General features: G+C 33.1%; 15 protein-coding genes and 3 tRNA genes. 4 read left to right on the top strand and 14 right to left on the bottom strand.

Annotation, left to right across the window (positions count from 1 at the left end; genetic code table 11):
- The first annotated feature begins 44 nt into the window (after nt 1–44).
- On the top strand, nt 45–3,698 hold the full coding sequence (gene purL, locus ACODSB_RS12000) for a phosphoribosylformylglycinamidine synthase (protein WP_488937212.1): 3,654 nt from the start codon (nt 45–47) through the stop codon (nt 3,696–3,698).
- A 234-nt stretch (nt 3,699–3,932) separates the two neighbouring features.
- Here the strand turns inward: purL and ACODSB_RS11995 are convergent, their stop codons facing one another.
- Nucleotides 3,933–4,217: a hypothetical protein gene (locus tag ACODSB_RS11995; protein WP_053471761.1), complete on the bottom strand. Its 285-nt coding sequence runs from the start codon at nt 4,215–4,217 to the stop codon at nt 3,933–3,935.
- 247 nt (nt 4,218–4,464) lie between these two features.
- Between ACODSB_RS11995 and ACODSB_RS11990 the strand changes: the two genes are divergently transcribed.
- Nucleotides 4,465–4,896: a hypothetical protein gene (locus ACODSB_RS11990; protein WP_488937211.1), complete on the top strand. Its 432-nt coding sequence runs from the start codon at nt 4,465–4,467 to the stop codon at nt 4,894–4,896.
- A gap of 178 nt (nt 4,897–5,074) precedes the next feature.
- On the top strand, nt 5,075–6,853 hold the full coding sequence (locus ACODSB_RS11985; protein ID WP_488937210.1) for an AMP-dependent synthetase/ligase: 1,779 nt from the start codon (nt 5,075–5,077) through the stop codon (nt 6,851–6,853).
- A gap of 150 nt (nt 6,854–7,003) precedes the next feature.
- Here ACODSB_RS11985 and ACODSB_RS11980 read toward each other — a convergent pair whose 3' ends face one another.
- The 10 genes from ACODSB_RS11980 to ACODSB_RS11935 all read right to left on the bottom strand — a co-directional run bounded on the left by ACODSB_RS11980 (nt 7,004) and on the right by ACODSB_RS11935 (nt 13,691).
- Entirely contained in the window at nt 7,004–7,549 is a 546-nt protein-coding gene (locus ACODSB_RS11980; protein ID WP_256635585.1) for a 3'-5' exonuclease, read from the bottom strand.
- A gap of 20 nt (nt 7,550–7,569) precedes the next feature.
- On the bottom strand, nt 7,570–8,136 hold the full coding sequence (locus tag ACODSB_RS11975; RefSeq protein ID WP_488937209.1) for a metallophosphoesterase family protein: 567 nt from the start codon (nt 8,134–8,136) through the stop codon (nt 7,570–7,572).
- 54 nt (nt 8,137–8,190) lie between these two features.
- Complete coding sequence (locus ACODSB_RS11970; RefSeq protein WP_053471766.1) at nt 8,191–9,288, bottom strand: slipin family protein; 1,098 nt, start codon at nt 9,286–9,288, stop codon at nt 8,191–8,193.
- 781 nt (nt 9,289–10,069) lie between these two features.
- Nucleotides 10,070–10,459, bottom strand: coding sequence for a hypothetical protein (locus ACODSB_RS11965; protein ID WP_488937208.1), 390 nt, complete (start codon nt 10,457–10,459; stop codon nt 10,070–10,072).
- A 68-nt stretch (nt 10,460–10,527) separates the two neighbouring features.
- The gene (locus tag ACODSB_RS11960; RefSeq protein ID WP_488937207.1) at nt 10,528–11,313 is read right to left on the bottom strand and encodes a hypothetical protein; all 786 of its coding nucleotides are present in this window, start codon (nt 11,311–11,313) and stop codon (nt 10,528–10,530) included.
- A gap of 231 nt (nt 11,314–11,544) precedes the next feature.
- Nucleotides 11,545–12,114, bottom strand: a complete 570-nt coding sequence (locus ACODSB_RS11955) for an RNA ligase 1 family protein (protein ID WP_488937206.1) — start codon at nt 12,112–12,114, stop codon at nt 11,545–11,547.
- 87 nt (nt 12,115–12,201) lie between these two features.
- Nucleotides 12,202–12,275: transfer RNA gene (locus ACODSB_RS11950), tRNA-Leu, on the bottom strand.
- 289 nt (nt 12,276–12,564) lie between these two features.
- Nucleotides 12,565–12,637, bottom strand: a tRNA-Asp gene (locus ACODSB_RS11945).
- A gap of 21 nt (nt 12,638–12,658) precedes the next feature.
- Nucleotides 12,659–12,731 (bottom strand) — tRNA-Asn (locus tag ACODSB_RS11940).
- 813 nt (nt 12,732–13,544) lie between these two features.
- Entirely contained in the window at nt 13,545–13,691 is a 147-nt protein-coding gene (locus tag ACODSB_RS11935; RefSeq protein WP_488937205.1) for a hypothetical protein, read from the bottom strand.
- A 158-nt stretch (nt 13,692–13,849) separates the two neighbouring features.
- On the opposite strand from ACODSB_RS11935, the gene ACODSB_RS11930 reads away from it, so the two are divergent.
- Entirely contained in the window at nt 13,850–14,248 is a 399-nt protein-coding gene (locus tag ACODSB_RS11930) for a helix-turn-helix domain-containing protein (protein WP_488937204.1), read from the top strand.
- A gap of 125 nt (nt 14,249–14,373) precedes the next feature.
- On the opposite strand, the gene ACODSB_RS11925 is transcribed toward ACODSB_RS11930, so the two are convergent.
- From ACODSB_RS11925 to ACODSB_RS11915, 3 genes are read right to left on the bottom strand one after another with little or no spacing between them, the layout of a single operon-like run.
- On the bottom strand, nt 14,374–14,586 hold the full coding sequence (locus ACODSB_RS11925) for a hypothetical protein (protein WP_488937203.1): 213 nt from the start codon (nt 14,584–14,586) through the stop codon (nt 14,374–14,376).
- Nucleotides 14,564–17,020 (bottom strand): DEAD/DEAH box helicase, encoded by a 2,457-nt coding sequence (locus tag ACODSB_RS11920; RefSeq protein WP_488937202.1) that lies wholly within the window; start codon nt 17,018–17,020, stop codon nt 14,564–14,566. The genes ACODSB_RS11925 and ACODSB_RS11920 overlap by 23 nt, the downstream gene beginning before the upstream one ends.
- Nucleotides 17,020–17,961 (bottom strand): HamA C-terminal domain-containing protein, encoded by a 942-nt coding sequence (locus ACODSB_RS11915; protein ID WP_488937201.1) that lies wholly within the window; start codon nt 17,959–17,961, stop codon nt 17,020–17,022. The genes ACODSB_RS11920 and ACODSB_RS11915 overlap by 1 nt, the downstream gene beginning before the upstream one ends.
- Between the last annotated feature and the right edge of the window lie 71 nt (nt 17,962–18,032).

The following is an 18,032-nucleotide window of genomic DNA, read 5'->3' as shown; positions in this document are numbered from 1 at the left end:
TTTACACTAAATTTGCAGCTCAATACAACAAACTACACATCACAATGATCCATTTCTTTGAAAACCAAAGCAAAACTGTTTTTGCCGTACAAACGCAAAACGAAATTTCAGCTCAAGACATTTCAAAATTAAACTGGCTTTTTGCCGACTCGAATAAGATCGAAAAATCCGCACTGACGGGTTTTTTTGTTGGTCCCCGCGCCACTATGATCACACCTTGGAGTACAAATGCTGTAGAAATCACTCAAAACATGGGTGTTCCGGGCATTATCAGAATTGAAGAATTTCATCCGGCAACGGAAAATTTCGCTGATTTTGATCCGATGCTTTTCCAAAAATTCAATGAATTAGATCAGGAGATTTTTACTATCAACATTCAGCCAGAACCAATTCTGGAAATTGATGATATTGCTACTTACAATAAAGTAGAAGGTTTAGCTTTAAGCGAAGAAGAAGTAGAATATTTAAACAATCTTTCAACAAAACTTGGAAGAAAATTAACTGATTCTGAAATTTTCGCTTTCTCTCAAGCCAATTCAGAACACTGTCGTCACAAAATTTTCAACGGAACTTTTGTTATTGACGGTGAAGAAAAAGAAACTTCTCTTTTCAAATTAATCAAAAAAACATCTCAGGAAAATCCTAACGACATTGTTTCTGCTTACAAAGACAACGTTGCTTTTGTAAAAGGACCAAAAGTGCAGCAATTTGCACCAAAATCAGCAGACAAACCTGATTTTTACGAAATAAAAGAATTCGATTCTGTAATCTCTTTAAAAGCAGAAACACACAATTTCCCAACAACAGTTGAGCCTTTCAACGGAGCTGCAACAGGTTCTGGTGGAGAAATTCGTGACCGTTTAGCGGGTGGACAAGGTTCATTGCCATTAGCAGGAACTGCCGTTTATATGACTTCATATTCTCGTTTAAACGACGACAGAAAATGGGAAAACGCTCTTGAAGAAAGAAAATGGTTGTACCAAACACCAATGGATATTTTAATCAAAGCTTCAAACGGAGCTTCTGATTTCGGAAATAAATTTGGTCAGCCGTTAATTACAGGTTCTGTTTTAACTTTCGAACATTCAGAAAACGAACGAAAAATTGGTTACGATAAAGTAATCATGCAAGCGGGAGGAATTGGATACGGAAAATTAGATCAATCAATTAAAAAGAAACCACAAGAAGGCGATAAAATCGTAATTCTTGGAGGAGAAAATTATAGAATTGGAATGGGTGGTGCTGCGGTTTCTTCTGCAGATACTGGAGCTTTCGGTTCAGGAATTGAGTTAAATGCGATTCAGCGTTCAAATCCTGAAATGCAAAAACGTGCAGCAAACGCGATACGTGGTTTAGTAGAAAGCGATAATAACCCAATTGTTTCTATTCACGATCATGGAGCTGGAGGACACTTAAACTGTCTTTCGGAATTAGTAGAAGAAACTGGAGGTTTAATCGATTTGGATAAATTACCAGTTGGAGACCCTACTCTTTCTGCAAAAGAAATTATTGGTAACGAATCTCAGGAAAGAATGGGATTAGTTATTGGTCAAAAAGATATTGATACGTTACAAAGAATTGCCGACAGAGAGCGTTCGCCAATGTATCAGGTTGGAGATGTAACGGGAGATCACCGTTTTACTTTCCAATCACACTCAAATGGTTCAAAACCGATGGATTATGCTTTAGAAGATTTCTTCGGAAGTTCTCCAAAAACGGTTATGACAGATAAAACTATCGATAGAAAATATGCTGATCTTGCTTATTCAGCAAATGATTTCGAAAGTTATTTAAAAGACGTTTTACGTTTAGAAGCTGTTGCTTCAAAAGACTGGTTAACGAATAAAGTGGACCGTTGTGTTGGAGGAAAAGTAGCAAAACAGCAAAATGCAGGTCCGTTACAATTGCCTTTGAATAACGTCGGCGTTATGGCTCTGGATTATTTAGGAAAAGAAGGAATTGCAACTTCTATTGGCCACGCTCCTATTGCGGCTTTGATTGATCCGGTTGCAGGAAGCAGAAATGCTATTGCAGAATCGTTATCAAACATTATCTGGGCGCCAATTAAAGATGGTTTAAAAGGTATTTCATTATCTGCAAACTGGATGTGGGCTTGTAAAAATGAAGGTGAAGATGCTCGTTTATATGCTGCTGTTGAAGGCTGTTCGGAATTTGCAATTGAATTGGGAATCAACATTCCGACAGGAAAAGATTCACTTTCGATGAAACAAAAATATCCAAATGACGAAGTAATTGCGCCGGGAACGGTTATTATTTCGGCTGGAGGAAATTGTACCGATATTAGAAAAGTAGTTGAACCAGTTTTACAGAAAAATGGAGATTCTATTTATTATATCAATTTGTCGCAGGATGATTTCAAATTAGGAGGTTCCTCTTTTGCACAAATCAGAAACACAATCGGGAATGAAACGTCTACAATTAAAGACGCTTATTTCTTCAAAAATGCATTTAATACAATTCAGGAATTAATCGGCGAAAGCCAGATTTTAGCGGGTCACGATATCGGAAGTGGTGGTTTAATTACTACTTTATTAGAATTGTGTTTTGCTGATGTGAATTTGGGAGCTAAAATTGATTTCAGCGCTTTCGCAGAAAAAGACTTATTGAAAATCCTTTTCGCAGAAAACATCGGAATCGTTTTCCAAGCTAAATCTGATGCAGCTGTTGAAGCTAAATTAAACGCAAACAACATCGAATTTTTCAAATTAGGTACAGTTCAAAGTACACCAAGTTTGGAATTTGGAATTTATAATTTGGATATTGCGAAGTACAGAGACATTTGGTTTGAAACTTCTTATTTATTAGATCAAAAACAATCTAAAAACGGAAGAGCTCAGGCACGTTTTGAAAACTATAAAAATCAGGTTTTAAATTATACTTTCCCAGCACATTTTACTGGTAAAAAGCCTGTCATCTCGAGCGAAGTCGAGAGACCAAAAGCGGCTATTATTCGTGAAAAAGGAAGTAATTCTGAGCGTGAAATGGCAAATGCGATGTACTTAGCAGGTTTTGATGTAAAAGATGTTCACATGACCGATTTAATTTCGGGTCGTGAAACTCTTGAAGATATTCAGTTTATTGGTGCAGTTGGTGGATTCTCTAACTCTGACGTTTTAGGTTCTGCTAAAGGTTGGGCTGGAGCTTTCTTATACAACGAAAAAGCAAAAACAGCTTTGGATAATTTCTTCAAAAGAGAAGACACTTTATCTGTTGGAATCTGTAACGGATGCCAGTTGTTTATGGAATTGGAAGTGATTAATCCAGAGCACGAAGTTCACGGAAAAATGCTTCATAACGAAAGTAACAAACACGAAAGTATTTTTACTTCTGTAAAAATTCAGGAAAACAATTCAGTTATGTTATCAACATTGGCTGGAAGTACTTTGGGAGTTTGGGTTTCTCACGGAGAAGGTAAATTCAAATTACCTCTTACAGAAGAAAACTACAACATTGTTTCTAAATACGCTTACGAAGGTTATCCTGCAAACCCTAATGGTTCTGATTACAACACGGCAATGATGTGTGATAAAACAGGAAGACATTTGGTTATGATGCCTCATATTGAGCGTTCGACTTTCCAATGGAACTGGGCACATTATCCAAAAGACAGAAATGACGAGGTTTCGCCTTGGCACGAAGCTTTTGTTAATGCCAGAAAATGGATTGAGAAAAACTAAAAAATATATTTTTATTAAAGCGCCCGAATTTTATCGGGCGTTTTTTTTGCCACAGATTAAACAGATTAGCACAGATTTTTTCTGCAAAAAGAAATCATTTTAATCCTTTTAATCTGTGGCTATAAAAAAATAATTCGTGTAATTCGCAGCGATTTTTATATAATCTTAAAATGCTTTTAGTCTTTAAATAAAATAAAAATACCCCGACGCTATCCCTAAATCGAGGCATTTTTTTTAGTCTTTAAATGCTGATGCAATTCCGGTTATGACATTGGCTGTCCCAAATGCAAATAGCCCTGAAGCGACTGCATTTTGACCTGCAAAAAATTGATTTTCTGCAATTGCATTACTAAAGAATAAGCCGCCGGCTGCTCCCGCAACCAGTCCGATTCCAATTAATGCAATAGTCCACCAGGGTTCCGGATCCGGAGGCGGCGGAGGGCTTCTCCAAAAGCGTTTCCACCAGCCTGGATATTTGGTACCGCACCAGCCCATTGCTAAATAGAAGGCAGTTTCCATAATTATTTTTGGTTGATTAGTGCCTACTCTATGTGCTTTTCGGCTTCCGCATTGAACGGGGTAAAAATAAAATAAGCCTAATCTAAATTAACAAGGTAATCTACTGTTTTTAAAAGGGGAAAAACACGGTATTTTTTAGTTAAATCAAATTCTTCTGTTTTAATCAAAATTTAAGTTATATTCGCTACATAAAAATTAGCCGCTGATTTTTATAAACGCCAAAAAACACTTTTAAACCTTCATACAAATGAAAGCCGTACATTTATTACTTATTACGTTATTTTTTGCTGCCTCAAAATCATACTCACAAGCTGAAGTAAATGTAATCACCCACAATTCAAAAGAGCGTTATATTACAACCACTATTGGTTTTCCTGTTCAGGGAACTTATGCTCCTATTGGTTTAAAACAACCTGTTACCATTTTAAATCCTGACGGAACGGGTTCTATTCAGGCCGAAGATTTAAGCAAGCAAAAAATCAATTGGGGAATTGAATGTAGCGAAGAAGGAACTCCAATTTTTAAAGAAGGTTTCAATAGTAAGTCCTACACATTTTGGTACAGACCCGTTGAAGGTAACGAATGGTTCTATTCTCAATTCTCGATTCATTTTGTTAAGAAAAAAATGTTCTTAATGGGTGAAAGAGTAAAAGAATACGAAGATTACAACGTACAATAGACTTTTAAAATACCATCGCAAATTAAATTTTTCTTGGTTTTTGGGAATATTCGTTATAAAAAAGAAAACGTTTTCGTAAATTTTTAATAGTGTCTATAAATTTTCCCATAAAATTCCATAAAATAAAAAATCATACCTTATTTTTATTTAATTTGCAGTAAAATTCAATATATTAAACATGGTTTCAATCACACGACTTTTTGATTTTCCCTATTATCAACAAGAAACTTATAACCTTCCGGTTGCACTTGCAACTAAAAAAAACGGAGTCTGGGAAAAAACATCCAGCGCAGAATATATTGCAAAAGCTAATGCCGTTTCAAGAGCATTATTGCGTATGGGCGTTCAAAAAGACGATAAAATTGCCTTAATTACTTCAAATAACAGAACCGAATGGAATGTGATGGATATTGGTATTTTGCAGACTGGTGCGCAAAATGTTCCTATTTATCCAACAATTGCTGAGGAAGATTACGAATATATTTTAAACCATAGCGGAAGTATCTATTGCTTTGTTTCTGATGATGAAGTATATCAAAAAGTACAAGCGATTAGAGCTAACGTTCCTACTTTAAAAGAGGTTTATTCTTTTAATGAAATTCCGGGCTGCAAACACTGGTCTGATTTATTATTAGCCGGAGAAGACGACAGCAACCAAAGTGAAGTTGAAGCCAGAAAAGACAGCATCAAAACAGATGATTTAGCTACTATTATTTATACATCCGGAACTACGGGAAGACCAAAAGGTGTTATGCTTTCGCACAACAATATTGTTTCTAATGTTTTAGACAGTGCGCCAAGAATTCCGTTTGATCCGGGAAAAAGTTCAGCTTTGAGCTTTTTGCCAATCTGCCATATTTTTGAGAGAATGATTTTATACATTTATCAATATTATGGTGTTTCGGTATATTTTGGAGAATCGATTGATAAAATCAGTGATAACTTAAAAGAAGTTCGCCCGACCGTTATTACGGCTGTTCCGAGGCTTTTAGAGAAAGTTTACGATAAAATTTATGCAAAAGGAACTGAATTAACCGGCATCAAGAAAAAACTGTTTTTCTGGGCTATTGATTTAGGTTTAAAATACGAACCATACGGAGCAAATGGCTTTTGGTATGAGTTTCAGTTAAAAATTGCCCGCAAACTTATTTTCAGCAAATGGAAAGAAGGTTTGGGCGGAAATTTAGATTTAATGGTTTCCGGAAGTGCTGCTTTACAGCCGCGTTTAACTAGAGTTTTTGCTGCTGCAGAAATTCCGGTTATGGAAGGTTACGGATTATCTGAAACTTCTCCGGTAATTGCAGTTAACGATCAAAGAAACAAAGGTTTTAAAATTGGAACTGTTGGAAAACCAATCCGTAATATTGAAGTCAAAATTGCACAAGACGGAGAAATTCTTTGTAAAGGGCCAAACGTAATGTTGGGTTATTTTAAAGATCCTGAAAAAACAGCTGAAGCTTTACAAGATGGATATTTCCACACAGGAGATATTGGTGAAATTGACAGCGAAGGTTTCTTAAAAATCACGGATCGTAAAAAAGAAATGTTCAAAACATCAGGAGGTAAATATATTGCACCGCAAATGATCGAAAATGCCATGAAACAATCTCGTTTTATCGAGCAGATTATGGTTATTGGTGAGGGCGAAAAAATGCCGGCAGCCTTTATTCAGCCAAACTTTGAGTTTGTAAAAGAATGGGCAAAAATCCATAAAATTACTGTAGGAAGTACAGATAAAGAAATCAGCGAAAATCCAGATGTTATCAAACGTATCGATGAAGAAGTAGAAGGCATCAATAAGAAATTTGGACACTGGGAACAAATCAAACGTTTTGAGCTTACGCCGGATGCTTGGTCTATCGATGGCGGACAGCTTACTCCTACTCTAAAATTAAAACGTAAAATCATTAAAGAAATCTATAAAGATCTTTACGCTAAAATCTATAATCACAATTAATCAAAATAATTTAACCAAAGAAAAAGGCTGTCTTAATAAGACAGCCTTTTTTAATGCCTAAAAAACAAAAACTGCAAACAATATATATTCGCAGTTTCTTTGTACAGTTATCCGCTATCCTTTAGATAACTGCTCTTAACAAATTAAATTCTAATTTTTAAGGCACCAATGCAAAATCTTGGCGATGTTTTTAGCATCGTCAATTCCGCGGTGATGTGTTCCTTCTAGCGGAATATTCAGCATCTGTAAAGCACCATTCATTCCAGTTGACCTTTGCAGACCAAACTTTTCGGCAAAATGTTCTTTTACATTGATATGCTCGTCTCCCATTGGATATGAAATACCAAACGATTTACATTGTTTTTTAAGCATATTCAGGTCGTACTGACCGTAACTTGCCCACGTATATAAATCGGGATTATATTCGTCGATTAACTCGTTAATGGCATCTTCAAAACTTACTCCGTTTTTATCCAATAAATCCTGAGTTATGGTGGTTAATTCAGTACAAAACGGACTCACGTGCGAACGCTGCGGTTTTATTAAAATGCCTTTGTTCTTAGTAATCTGTCCGGTTTCTGAATCTAAAACGGCTAATCCGATTTCGATAATTTCATTTTGCTGGCCTTGCGGGACCGAGCCCTGCCAACATGTGGCTTCTAAATCAATGATGATAATTTTATCTGTAGTTTTCATTTCTTTAATTTTTAAATATTTTATAATTCTCTATCTCCAAAAGGAGCTTTCCAATCTTTCTTCATAATGATTGCTTTTACTTCATCATAAGAAAGCGGTTCATAATTGTGGCAGTCTACGCCAACATCAAAAGAGCGTGATGTTTCATCGTCAAACAAATGACCGTGTGAGTGACCGTATAAATGCCATGTTCCTCTAAATGAACTTCTCCACACTTTCATGGCGTAATGAAACAAGATTATTTTCTGTCTTCCGTTTGGTGCATCTGCATCTTCAACACTTAATTCATAATAATCTTTAATCCACTCAAATCGCTTTTTATAACTTAAAGCCGATTTATCGTGATTGCCTTGTACCAGAAAAATTGAACCGTTTAACTGGTCTAAAATTTCTTTTGTTCGTTCTGGTCTTGCCAGAGAAATATCACCTAAGTGATAGACAATATCCTTCGGACTCACCTTTTCATTCCATCGTTTAATGAGTTCCGAATCCATTTCTTGCACCGAAGCAAATGGACGCTCGCTAAACTTAATTATGTTTGTATGACCAAAATGATGATCAGACGTAAAAAATATTTTTTGATTCATTTTAAATTTTATTTTTAAACTAAAACCACCAGCGTTTCCGTTGATGGTTTTTCTTTATTTCACGAAGATTTCCTTCAATTGACCAATTACGTTTCCGCTTCCTGAAATTGTGATTTCTCCAATTTTATCGGCGATTTTTTCAACGTATTCCATCTCTTTCAATTTCCACAACATTTCGTTTTCTTCCATCAGCTTTGCTGTGTTCAATAAACTTCTTGTTGAAGCGGTTTCTTCTCTTCGCATAATACTGTTGGCCTGTGCTTTTTTCTCAGCAACCAAAACCTGGTTCATGATCTCTTTCATATCTCCAGGCAAGATTACGTCACGAATTCCGGCATCAGAAATCGTTAAACCTAAATCTTCTATTTTAGTTGTTACTTCAGCCAATATAGCTTCGGCAATGGTATCTTTTTTAGCCAATAATTCGTCTAAAGTCAATCCGCCTACAAAAGCTCTTAAAGCCAATTGCATGGCGACATACAATTGCTTTTCAAAATCTTTATTATCTACCAAAGCTTTCATGATATTCACAACTTGGTATCTCACAAAAAAGTTGATTCTTAATCCTGCTTTATCTTTGGTCAATAATTCCTGTCCTGAAATTTCTACTTGTTGTTGTCTCATATCAATCGTTTTAACTTCGATTGTAATGGAGTTATTCCAAAAGTAATGTGTTCCGGATTTTAATTCTTTAACGAAAGTTCCATTCACAAACAACAAAGCTTTGTCGTTGCTTGCTACAATAAATTTTCTAACAAAGTATTTCAATTGATTATGTTCTAATAAGTTTACTGGAACATTCTCTGTGATTTCAATTTTAGAAAGATCTGCTTTTTTGAATTCGTTTTTCACAATTCCTTTCCAGAAAGGATGTCTTCCCGGAGTCAGCGTTCCTTTAAAGTTTCCGTTTACGAAATGCAAAACAATCTCGTTATCGGCAACCTCAACAACTTCAAGCATTGAAGCCAAGACTTCATTCTGCAATAAAATGTTCAATTCAAAAGGAGCGTGAAAAATGGCATTCATATCGTAAATCATTACATTTTTGTCTCCAAAAATCCAATGCAAACCTTCTTCTAATACTTTAATTAATTTTCTGTTTTCGAAAAGCAAACCCACTTGGTATGCTTCGATTTTAATTCTTTTTATCATGATGTTTTTTGTTTCAAGTTTTTCTTGTTTCAGGTTTCAAGTTGTGAAACAGTCGAAAATCTTTGTTCTATATTTTTATTTTTTGTTTCAAGTTTCAAGTTGTAGAACAATCGAAAATCTTTGTTCTATATTCTTTATTCTATATTCTTTATTCTATATTCTTTATTCTATGTTCTTTACTCTATTCTCTTGCTTCTATAATCTTGCTTCTATTCTCTCTTTCTAAATAAAAAAACCTCTTTGCCTTTCTCCTCCGAAAAAAACGGATGAAGAGTTTGTAATTTGTTTACCCGAATTGTTTTCGATTGTATTTTGCAGAGACGATCCCCAAATCATCTTAACAATCAAATCGAGAAGAAAACAAGTGTTTCTCAAAACATTGCTTTTCGCACTGGCTTTATCATGAGTGTGAAATTTCAGGTTCAAAAACCTTAGTTTCACTGACAAAGACAAATCAGCTTTTTTTCTGGTCATCTTTTTAAGAGTGATGGTCTCTGGAAAAACAGATTTTCAGTCTGTAGTTGACTTACCGCTCGTCCAACTACCCCATCGGGAGTAGTGCAGGATTCGAACCTGCGTTGACTTCTATTACTCTCCCGGATTGAGTTATCGCATTGCTGCGAATGGGATTCGAACCCACAACACATAGATGGAGATCATTTTTTGGAAAACAATCAAAAACCTCCAAACCAAGCTGCATAGAAAAACATAATTCGCTTTCGCGGAAAGTTCCCTACAATGGTGCTATACAGAAACACGCAACTGGGCTTGTTTGATATTTTTAAAATTTCATTATTCTAAGATTATAATCATCTATAACTTCTTTTATAATAATATTGTTTAAATCGAAATTTATATAATGTGGTGTCCAGCAATCTGAAACTTCTGTTGCTACTTCATGGCCATTTTTACAAGTCTTATTCATTCCATCCGTTCCAGAACTTCCACAACATCCTGTAAATCTTCTCAAATCTTTATGATTTTTTAATTCATAATTTTCAATAGCGACAATTAATTCTTTAACGTTATTGTCATCTTCCCAAATCGAAAATTTACCTGAATCAATTGCTCTAGTTCCATCTTCAAATCTTAAATGTTTTGATTCTGTTTCAACTAAATTTTGAGTTAGCTGTTCTTTACATTTTTTACAATAAATTCTAATCGTTTTCATAACCATTATTTTTCCTGAACAAATATTCAAATTACACTGCGCAGTAATTTTGCGCAGTGTAAAAAGTTTTAGTTAATCCATTCTATTACAGTCGATAAATAGACTTGTCTAACCTCTTCAAATCGGGTTATGTTGGGAATATGATTGACTTCTAATAAATATTTAGAACCGTCTTTTGCAACGATGTAATCATTTCCAATCATGTCCATCTGCAAAACATTCTTGATATAAAGCGTGTCTTCTAACAAATCCTGATCGACAGGCATAAAATTGGCATTATCAGGATGAATAGATTTTAACCAATCGTCACCTTCTAGTTTTATCTGCCAATACGTTTCACCAATCATCATAATACGAACGGCATCACCTTCAAAATAAGGTTCAATGGTTGCGGTAAATTCGCTTTCCCATTCTCCGGTAAAGCGATGTTTGTTTTCACCACAATGCCAGTTTCCCCATTTTGCAATCGTATCTCCGGTTGTGTTAACAGAAGCGCCTGCACTTATAAATCCGCGTGGAGCACTAAATCTTGAAAGAGACAATGCTTTTACCAGACAAGGAATTTTAAAACGGCAGTCTAGCATTGCTGAAGCCTTTGGATAACAATCTCCATTCCAGATCGCAAGACCGGTAATAAAATCAAAATCATTGTCGTAAATTCCGTAATAGACGACTTTATCTACAGGTAACATTCCAACTCCATTCGATTTTTCCATATACAAAACCTCATCTTTAACCACAATTTTAGGTATAGACTGATGCCAGATAATATGTCCTGAATACTGGGCTTTTATAATGTCATATTCTTCCTGTTCAATTCCAACAAGGGCTATTCGGTTGTATTTTTGTTTCATCGTTTTTAATTTTAAATGTTACTTGTTTTTTCCTGTTGAGCATAATTTTTAAACACATAGGAACATAGATTTTCTGCCTCAAAAAAAGGCGTTTCACTTGTTTAAATACACAGAGTTAGCTATGTGAGAGAAATATGTTTCTCTTTTGTATTCTTTACTCTTATTTTAAATCTATGTTTCTATGTGTTGAATATTTTTTTATGAATTACATTCAACAGATTTGTTTTACTTTTAAACGGCTTCTAGTTTTAGGCGTTTGATTCCGAAATCTGTTTTTCTTAATTTGCACATTCTTCCGTCTGAAATGTGGTGGAAAACAATTCCTTCAATATCATTTTCTGATAAGATTTTTTCTAAATCATCGAAATCAAGACTTACAAAATCAAGAATTTCACTGCCGTGCTTTACTAAAGTATGTTTCTCAAAATTTTCAGGGTTACCTTGAACTTTTGGTCCGCATAACTCGTATGTTCCGTCTGTTTTATCTTCTAAGCGATCGAAAGCTTCGAAGAAATGTTTGTCTTCAGATTTTGAACGATCACATTTTAACCAATGCGGGTGATGTCCAGTAATTAAATCTGCTTCCTGACACGGAATCGCATTCGCCGGAATCGTACGCCCTTTTTTGGCGTCGAATCTTTTGTATAATTCTCCGTTGATAATGGCCGAAGATGTACCGTCAAATTTTCTCGTTGCGATTGCTTCTCCGTTTATTACCCATGCATTTTCTGCATTGATTTTATTTACTACTCTTGCTAAGTTATTTGGGTCTTTAGCAAACAATGTGCTTATCTTTTTCATTTTTTATTTTTTTAGGTTCTAAGTTGCTGAGATACTAAGAGACTAAGTTTTTTTCTCTTTGTGTCTTTGCGACTTATTATTGTTTAGTACAGGAAGAGAGACTCGAACTCTCAAAAAACTGATTCTAAGTCAGCCGCGTCTACCAATTGCGCCATTCCTGCATATGTCTGGTCCCGATAGCTATCGGGAGAACCTGCGACCTCTCGCGTCCAAGGCGGGTAAACAACCACCGTTATCTTCCCAGTTTTTTTTATTTTGCCACGAAGGCACTAAGACACAAAGTTTATTTTTCTCTGCGTCTTGGCGACTTTGCGAGAAAATTGCTCGCCAGCTCTTTTTGCAATACTTTGTCAATCTCTCGCAAAGTCACAAAGTTTATACTTTAAGTAAATCTGCTCAATCTGCGTGAAACAAAAAACTTTGCGTCTTAGTGCCTTTGCGGCAAACTCGCGGCTCATACGGGAGTCGAACCCGTTTCTCCCGAGAGACAGTCGGGAAGGTTAGCCAGTAACCCCAATGAGCCAGTTCCTTCTAGAGAACAGTGCGATTTCGGAAGGAATCGAACCTTCAACCTATTGATTAACAGTCAAGCGCTCTGCCAATTGAGCTACGAAATCATAATTTTTGGGCATAAAAAAAGCACCCTGTTAAAGGTGCTTTATAAATTCAATATGATATAACTATCCTATTGCCTGTATTGATGCACCTGTGTTGTTAAACGTCCAAGATCGAATCTCGGGTCTAGCAGTTGTGTGTTATATATGTTCATATTTAAAACCATTTTATATGTTGTATTATATTTTGAAATTGTTGTTGATATTTGAATTTCTGTTTTCAAATTTTCTTCGGCAAAGATAAAGTCGAAAAAATCAATTATCCAAATCATTTTTAAAATTATTTTATTGATTATCAAATATTTACACTTAAAATTAAAACATAGAAATCCTTGTCCGCATACTGGTGCAGATTCCTTTTTGTATCAAATGACTGTCTCTCATCAGATTACTTTTCAAGATTATATTTCGCTATTTAGATTATGCATTAAACATTTGGTCAATTATTTTTTTAATTATTTTTAGTTAAGGTTTATTTTTTATCATTTTTCTTGTCATGTTGAGCGAAGTCGAAACATTTTTTTGTCACACTGAGCGAAGTCGAAGTGCTTTTTAAACGAAATCGAAATGCCTAAAAACAAAAAAAGCGTCCCGAAATAAGGACGCTTTTATATTTTATGTTGAGTTGAACTCTAAAACTTACATTTCAATTTCATAAAAATACATGATACATCCTGATATTTTAGCCGGAAGATTTCCTGCTAAGTGATCAAAATATTGTCTTACTGAAAGTATCATCTGTATTTTTTGTTTTTTTATTACGGGTGCAAATGTAGATGTTTTTTTCTATTTATATAATTCTCTTGTTAATTTTTATTATCGCTGTTTCTTTTCTTTCGATTTGCTTGCCTGGCTTAAGCGTTCTGCCTGCGCTCTTGCTTGTTCTAAAGTAACGGGTTTCTGCCTTGCCAATTGTTCCATAGCTATTTCAGCCCTTTCTTTGAATGTTAATTTATGGTTCATCTCAAATTATTTTTAAAAATTAATTAATTGAAGGTTTTCAAAAGTAAGAAAAAGAATATATTTACTACTTGAAAAATATCTAAAACCGTAAATTATCAAATCGATCTTGTATTTTACGGACAGTTATTTTTATCAAAAATTTTAAATATCTTTGAATTATGAGCACAGAAACCAGACCCAGAAATATTGGCCGAAATATCAGCCGAATAAGAGAGCTTCGCGGAATGAAACAAGGAGCACTTGCAGATGCCATTGGCACAAGCCAGCAGACTATTTCCAGCATTGAAACCAGCGAAACTGTTGATTTCGAAAAATTGGTACAAATTGCAAAAGCACTTGGCGTGACAGTAGAAGCTATTGAAAATTTTACAGAAGAATCTGTTTTTAATTTCTTTAATAACTTTTACGATAATAGCGCTAACCACGGCCAAGTAAATGGTCCTTTTAATTCTTGCACATTCAATGCTCTTGATAAAGTTGTGGAACTTTATGAACGTTTGGTTCAGGCTGAAAAAGATAAAGTTGAATATTTAGAAAAATTGATGAAAGGGAAATAGGGATTTTCTAAATTGAATTATAAAAAAAATACGCAAATTACTTTTGGAGTTATGCATTTTTTATAATTGTAAATTTGAAATCAAGAAACTTTGTAAAGCAAAGAGACTTATATTAAAATCAAAAGCTATTCTTCATCTTGAAGTAAAAATCCCTTTCTTTTTAAGTATTTATTGTAAATACTTTTAATCTTTAACTCTTTTTGCTTCGATAACCAATTAAGTGGATTATCTACTTCTTCATCAGGAATTAATTTATAAATTTTAATAGCTATTGACCTAGACATTCCTTTAGAAATAAGAAGCAGTACTAAACTATTACTTGTACCTAATTCTAACATTGTAACTATGTTTTTCTAATTCTTCATCGTTCAATATTGATTTAAGAATGTCTGATAGTAATTTTGTATACTTCACTAAAACGTAACTAATAATTGATGAATAAACCTTTATTACTTCATTAATTGTTTTATTAATATGTGATTTGTTTTGAATGTCAATTTTTTCAAGGACATTTGCGTTAAAATTTATTTCTCTTAATATGAGATCTTGAAAGCTTCTATTATCTAACCAAAGAATTGCATAGAAAACCATTTGTGATAAAGAACGAGACACTTTATGTCTAAAATATGCTTCTTTACTGAAATCAAATATTTCATCAAGCTTAAATAATATATTCCTTAACTGTCCATAAAAGTTAGTTTCAACATGTGCTTTTTTTGATAAGACATCTTTTGTCCAGCGTGCATTGAAATTTACATGTTTATGAAAAACCCAATTTTCAATACCTTCTTCTTTAATTTTTAAATAAAGCTTATTTTGTAATTCTGGATCAATGCTTGGATTTAATTTTAATAACTCTTTGGGTATCTCAATTTGCTTTAATTTAACTGAAAGATTCTCATTCATAATATCAATAATATCTTCCGTTGCTCCTTTACTTTTTAGATAATCCGTAAGAATCTGATCTCCTTGAAGATATTTTACTTTTAAAAAAATAACTGCAAATTCAATAGTCTTTTTATTTTCATCTAAAGGCTGATTTAATGCATCAATTAATTCATTTATTGGATATTTTAATATCTTATTAATTGCAGGAACAATTTCTTTGTCTGGTTCATTTTCGAAGAATTCCTCTGCCCAAATTTCATCTCCTTTTTCTAAACAAATAACAGTTCCTGTTAGCGCATCTCTAATTCTACCTGCCCGTCCAATAATATTTCCAAATTCAAATTTGCTAAGATCTTCACTATCTTTTTTAGGATAAGGAATAAAAACTTTTTCCGCAGGTAAATTTACTCCTTCAACCAATGTAGATGTGCAAATAATATTATCAAGATAGCCATTAGCAAAAAGATATTCTAATTCAGATCTTATAATCTCTGGTAATTTACCATGATGGAATGCTGATCTAATTTTTAATATGTCAATCAAATAATAATCTGGATGAATTTCTTCTTTTATTAAATCAATTAATTCAATTACTTCGTTACTTAGTACAAATTTTTCATTATTATTATTCTTAGCATTAACTAAATGCTTTGAGAAATTTTCAACAAAATTCCCTTTTGGTAAATAAATAATATTTTTACTTTTTTCTCCAAATTGTAATAAAATTTTAACTGTGGTTATTAGTTTATTTTGCGAAATTTCTTTTTCATAATTAAAATCCACTGGTACCTCAATTGTATTTATTAATTTTTCTTGAAAGAAAATTTTAGCCAATATTACATTTTTATTTGTACTCGGTTTTAAACTAATCTTTAATTGAAATATTGGAGAAAATATTGTTTTTAAATTTTGACTAGCCTCTTTAAACATAAGTTCTAACAAAGTATCTGGATTGTTTAGAAATGGTCCTGCTATAATTTTTCGAGATTTTCGCCAATTAATCTCTATTTCATTAATCAAATATTCAAAAAGAAATCCTCGATTTCCTTCGTCTTCTACATTTTGAACCTCGTCAATAAAAATTAAATCGGGAGAAAATTCATAATTATATGAATATTGCATTAACTTCAAAGTTCTTTCTGGGGTTAAAATAAAAATTTCTTTATTAGAAAACTGGCTCGATTCAATATTATCATTTTCAATGAAGGCTGTGTTGATACTTACATCATCGCCCAATATCTTTTTAAAATCTTCTGACACCTGAGAAATTAAGGCTCTAGTCGGAACTATATAAAGTACAAAAAAGGAATCTTTTGCTAAAAAAGTTTGTCTAATATAATTTTGGATTATAAATGACTTTCCTGCTGAAGTTGGTGCTGATATCGCAGTATTGTAATTAGTTTTAGTTAATATATTCCATAAATATTTTTGATAATCTGAACCAATAATTTTTTTACTTCCGTTATCAATTTCATTTAAAGCAATCTTAGAACCAAGTTCAAAATCCAATGTTGTACCAAAACTATCATTAAAAAAAAGGTTACCACTATCTGAATTAATAGTTATTAATTCTTTAAAAAACTTTGAAGCAATCAAATTTCCTGACCGAGATAAAATTATATAAGCAGTTTTTCTATATTCTTGAGAAGGATATTCTAGAAATAAAGCTATGCCAAATACAGAACTTAAAAATTTATCTTCTTCTTCATTACTAGTAGAAATAATACTAGCTAACCAAATTGCTTTATCCAGTTTATCTTTCTCAATATCATTTTTATCAGTTTCAATTTCTAACTCTGAATAAAATCTATTTGTAATTAGCGAATTCAATACATATTTAAAATCCCGATGATTTTTTGCTGATTCAATAGTTAAATTAATCATTAGCTTTTATCTCTTTTATATTCTTTACCATTATGAAAGACCTCGTAACACATTTCTCTAAAAGAACTAACGTTTTGAACTGGCATCATAAAAAATTCAAAAGTGATATCTGATGTCTTTGGCAATGATGCTTTTATATATTTCGATCTTCTAAGCTTAACTGAATTAATAAATTTTGCAACATGATTTTCTATCTCTGTCAAGTTATCCTTTATTAGCTTATCGATTTTCAATTCTTGATACATCAAAAAAGCTGGATAACAAATACTATATTCCTTAAATTCAACCTGTCTTGTTCTAAGACTTTGATAAATTACATCTAAATCATTTTCATCTAAATTATTTAAATCCCTACTTAAATGTTTTTTTGCAACTTCTAGCTCTCTTCCAACCGCATCTGAATTATTAATATATCTTTTTAAAGAATCCATCACATCACCGACACATACATTAAAGTTGTTTCTCATTTTAGATTCTCCGATTAATAAAGTTGCTTTATCGTTAATATTTCCAATAAATAGCCCATCTGACCCTTTTATTTGGTCATTATTATTATATGTTTGAGCAATTTTGTGAACTATCATAGGTGTTTCAAGTACTGCTTCAACAAATAAATATAATATCAATTCTCCATATCGACCATCTGTTAATGGATCAATATCTCCAAAATAACTTAAAGCTTTTTCAGCGGGAACATATCCATCATCTATCAATTCTTTTATATCTTTTTCATCAAAAACATATTTCTCAACTTCTTGATAAAGGTGATTAATAAATCCTCTAACATCAGGTGTATTATCTTTACATTTTAAGCTGTAAAATTTAATTTTTACTTCATCTGAAATTATTTCTTCTTCACTTAGACAAAACCAACTAAAAAAAATATCTCTATCAACTTTTAAAAGTTTTAGCCAATCAATTTCTTTAATTTTTTTTGCCATTTTCTAACACGCTTATCATTAACTTCGTAAATATATAAAGAATAATATTACATTTTTACGGTTTTCCGTAA

This window comes from Flavobacterium sp. FG68, assembly GCF_057808895.1.
The sequence above is the reverse complement of the archived record's forward strand: the minus strand, read 5'-3'. Positions and strand labels throughout refer to the sequence as shown.

Excerpts from the sequence above, each read along its gene's own strand:
- purL (WP_488937212.1), top strand. The coding sequence starts at position 45 with ATGATCCATTTCTTTGAAAACCAAAGCAAAACTGTTTTTGCCGTACAA.
- ACODSB_RS11995 (WP_053471761.1), bottom strand. The coding sequence starts at position 4,217 with ATGGAAACTGCCTTCTATTTAGCAATGGGCTGGTGCGGTACCAAATAT.
- ACODSB_RS11990 (WP_488937211.1), top strand. The coding sequence starts at position 4,465 with ATGAAAGCCGTACATTTATTACTTATTACGTTATTTTTTGCTGCCTCA.
- ACODSB_RS11985 (WP_488937210.1), top strand. The coding sequence starts at position 5,075 with ATGGTTTCAATCACACGACTTTTTGATTTTCCCTATTATCAACAAGAA.
- ACODSB_RS11980 (WP_256635585.1), bottom strand. The coding sequence starts at position 7,549 with ATGAAAACTACAGATAAAATTATCATCATTGATTTAGAAGCCACATGT.
- ACODSB_RS11975 (WP_488937209.1), bottom strand. The coding sequence starts at position 8,136 with ATGAATCAAAAAATATTTTTTACGTCTGATCATCATTTTGGTCATACA.
- ACODSB_RS11970 (WP_053471766.1), bottom strand. The coding sequence starts at position 9,288 with ATGATAAAAAGAATTAAAATCGAAGCATACCAAGTGGGTTTGCTTTTC.
- ACODSB_RS11965 (WP_488937208.1), bottom strand. The coding sequence starts at position 10,459 with ATGAAAACGATTAGAATTTATTGTAAAAAATGTAAAGAACAGCTAACT.
- ACODSB_RS11960 (WP_488937207.1), bottom strand. The coding sequence starts at position 11,313 with ATGAAACAAAAATACAACCGAATAGCCCTTGTTGGAATTGAACAGGAA.
- ACODSB_RS11955 (WP_488937206.1), bottom strand. The coding sequence starts at position 12,114 with ATGAAAAAGATAAGCACATTGTTTGCTAAAGACCCAAATAACTTAGCA.
- ACODSB_RS11935 (WP_488937205.1), bottom strand. The coding sequence starts at position 13,691 with ATGAACCATAAATTAACATTCAAAGAAAGGGCTGAAATAGCTATGGAA.
- ACODSB_RS11930 (WP_488937204.1), top strand. The coding sequence starts at position 13,850 with ATGAGCACAGAAACCAGACCCAGAAATATTGGCCGAAATATCAGCCGA.
- ACODSB_RS11925 (WP_488937203.1), bottom strand. The coding sequence starts at position 14,586 with ATGTTAGAATTAGGTACAAGTAATAGTTTAGTACTGCTTCTTATTTCT.
- ACODSB_RS11920 (WP_488937202.1), bottom strand. The coding sequence starts at position 17,020 with ATGATTAATTTAACTATTGAATCAGCAAAAAATCATCGGGATTTTAAA.
- ACODSB_RS11915 (WP_488937201.1), bottom strand. The coding sequence starts at position 17,961 with ATGGCAAAAAAAATTAAAGAAATTGATTGGCTAAAACTTTTAAAAGTT.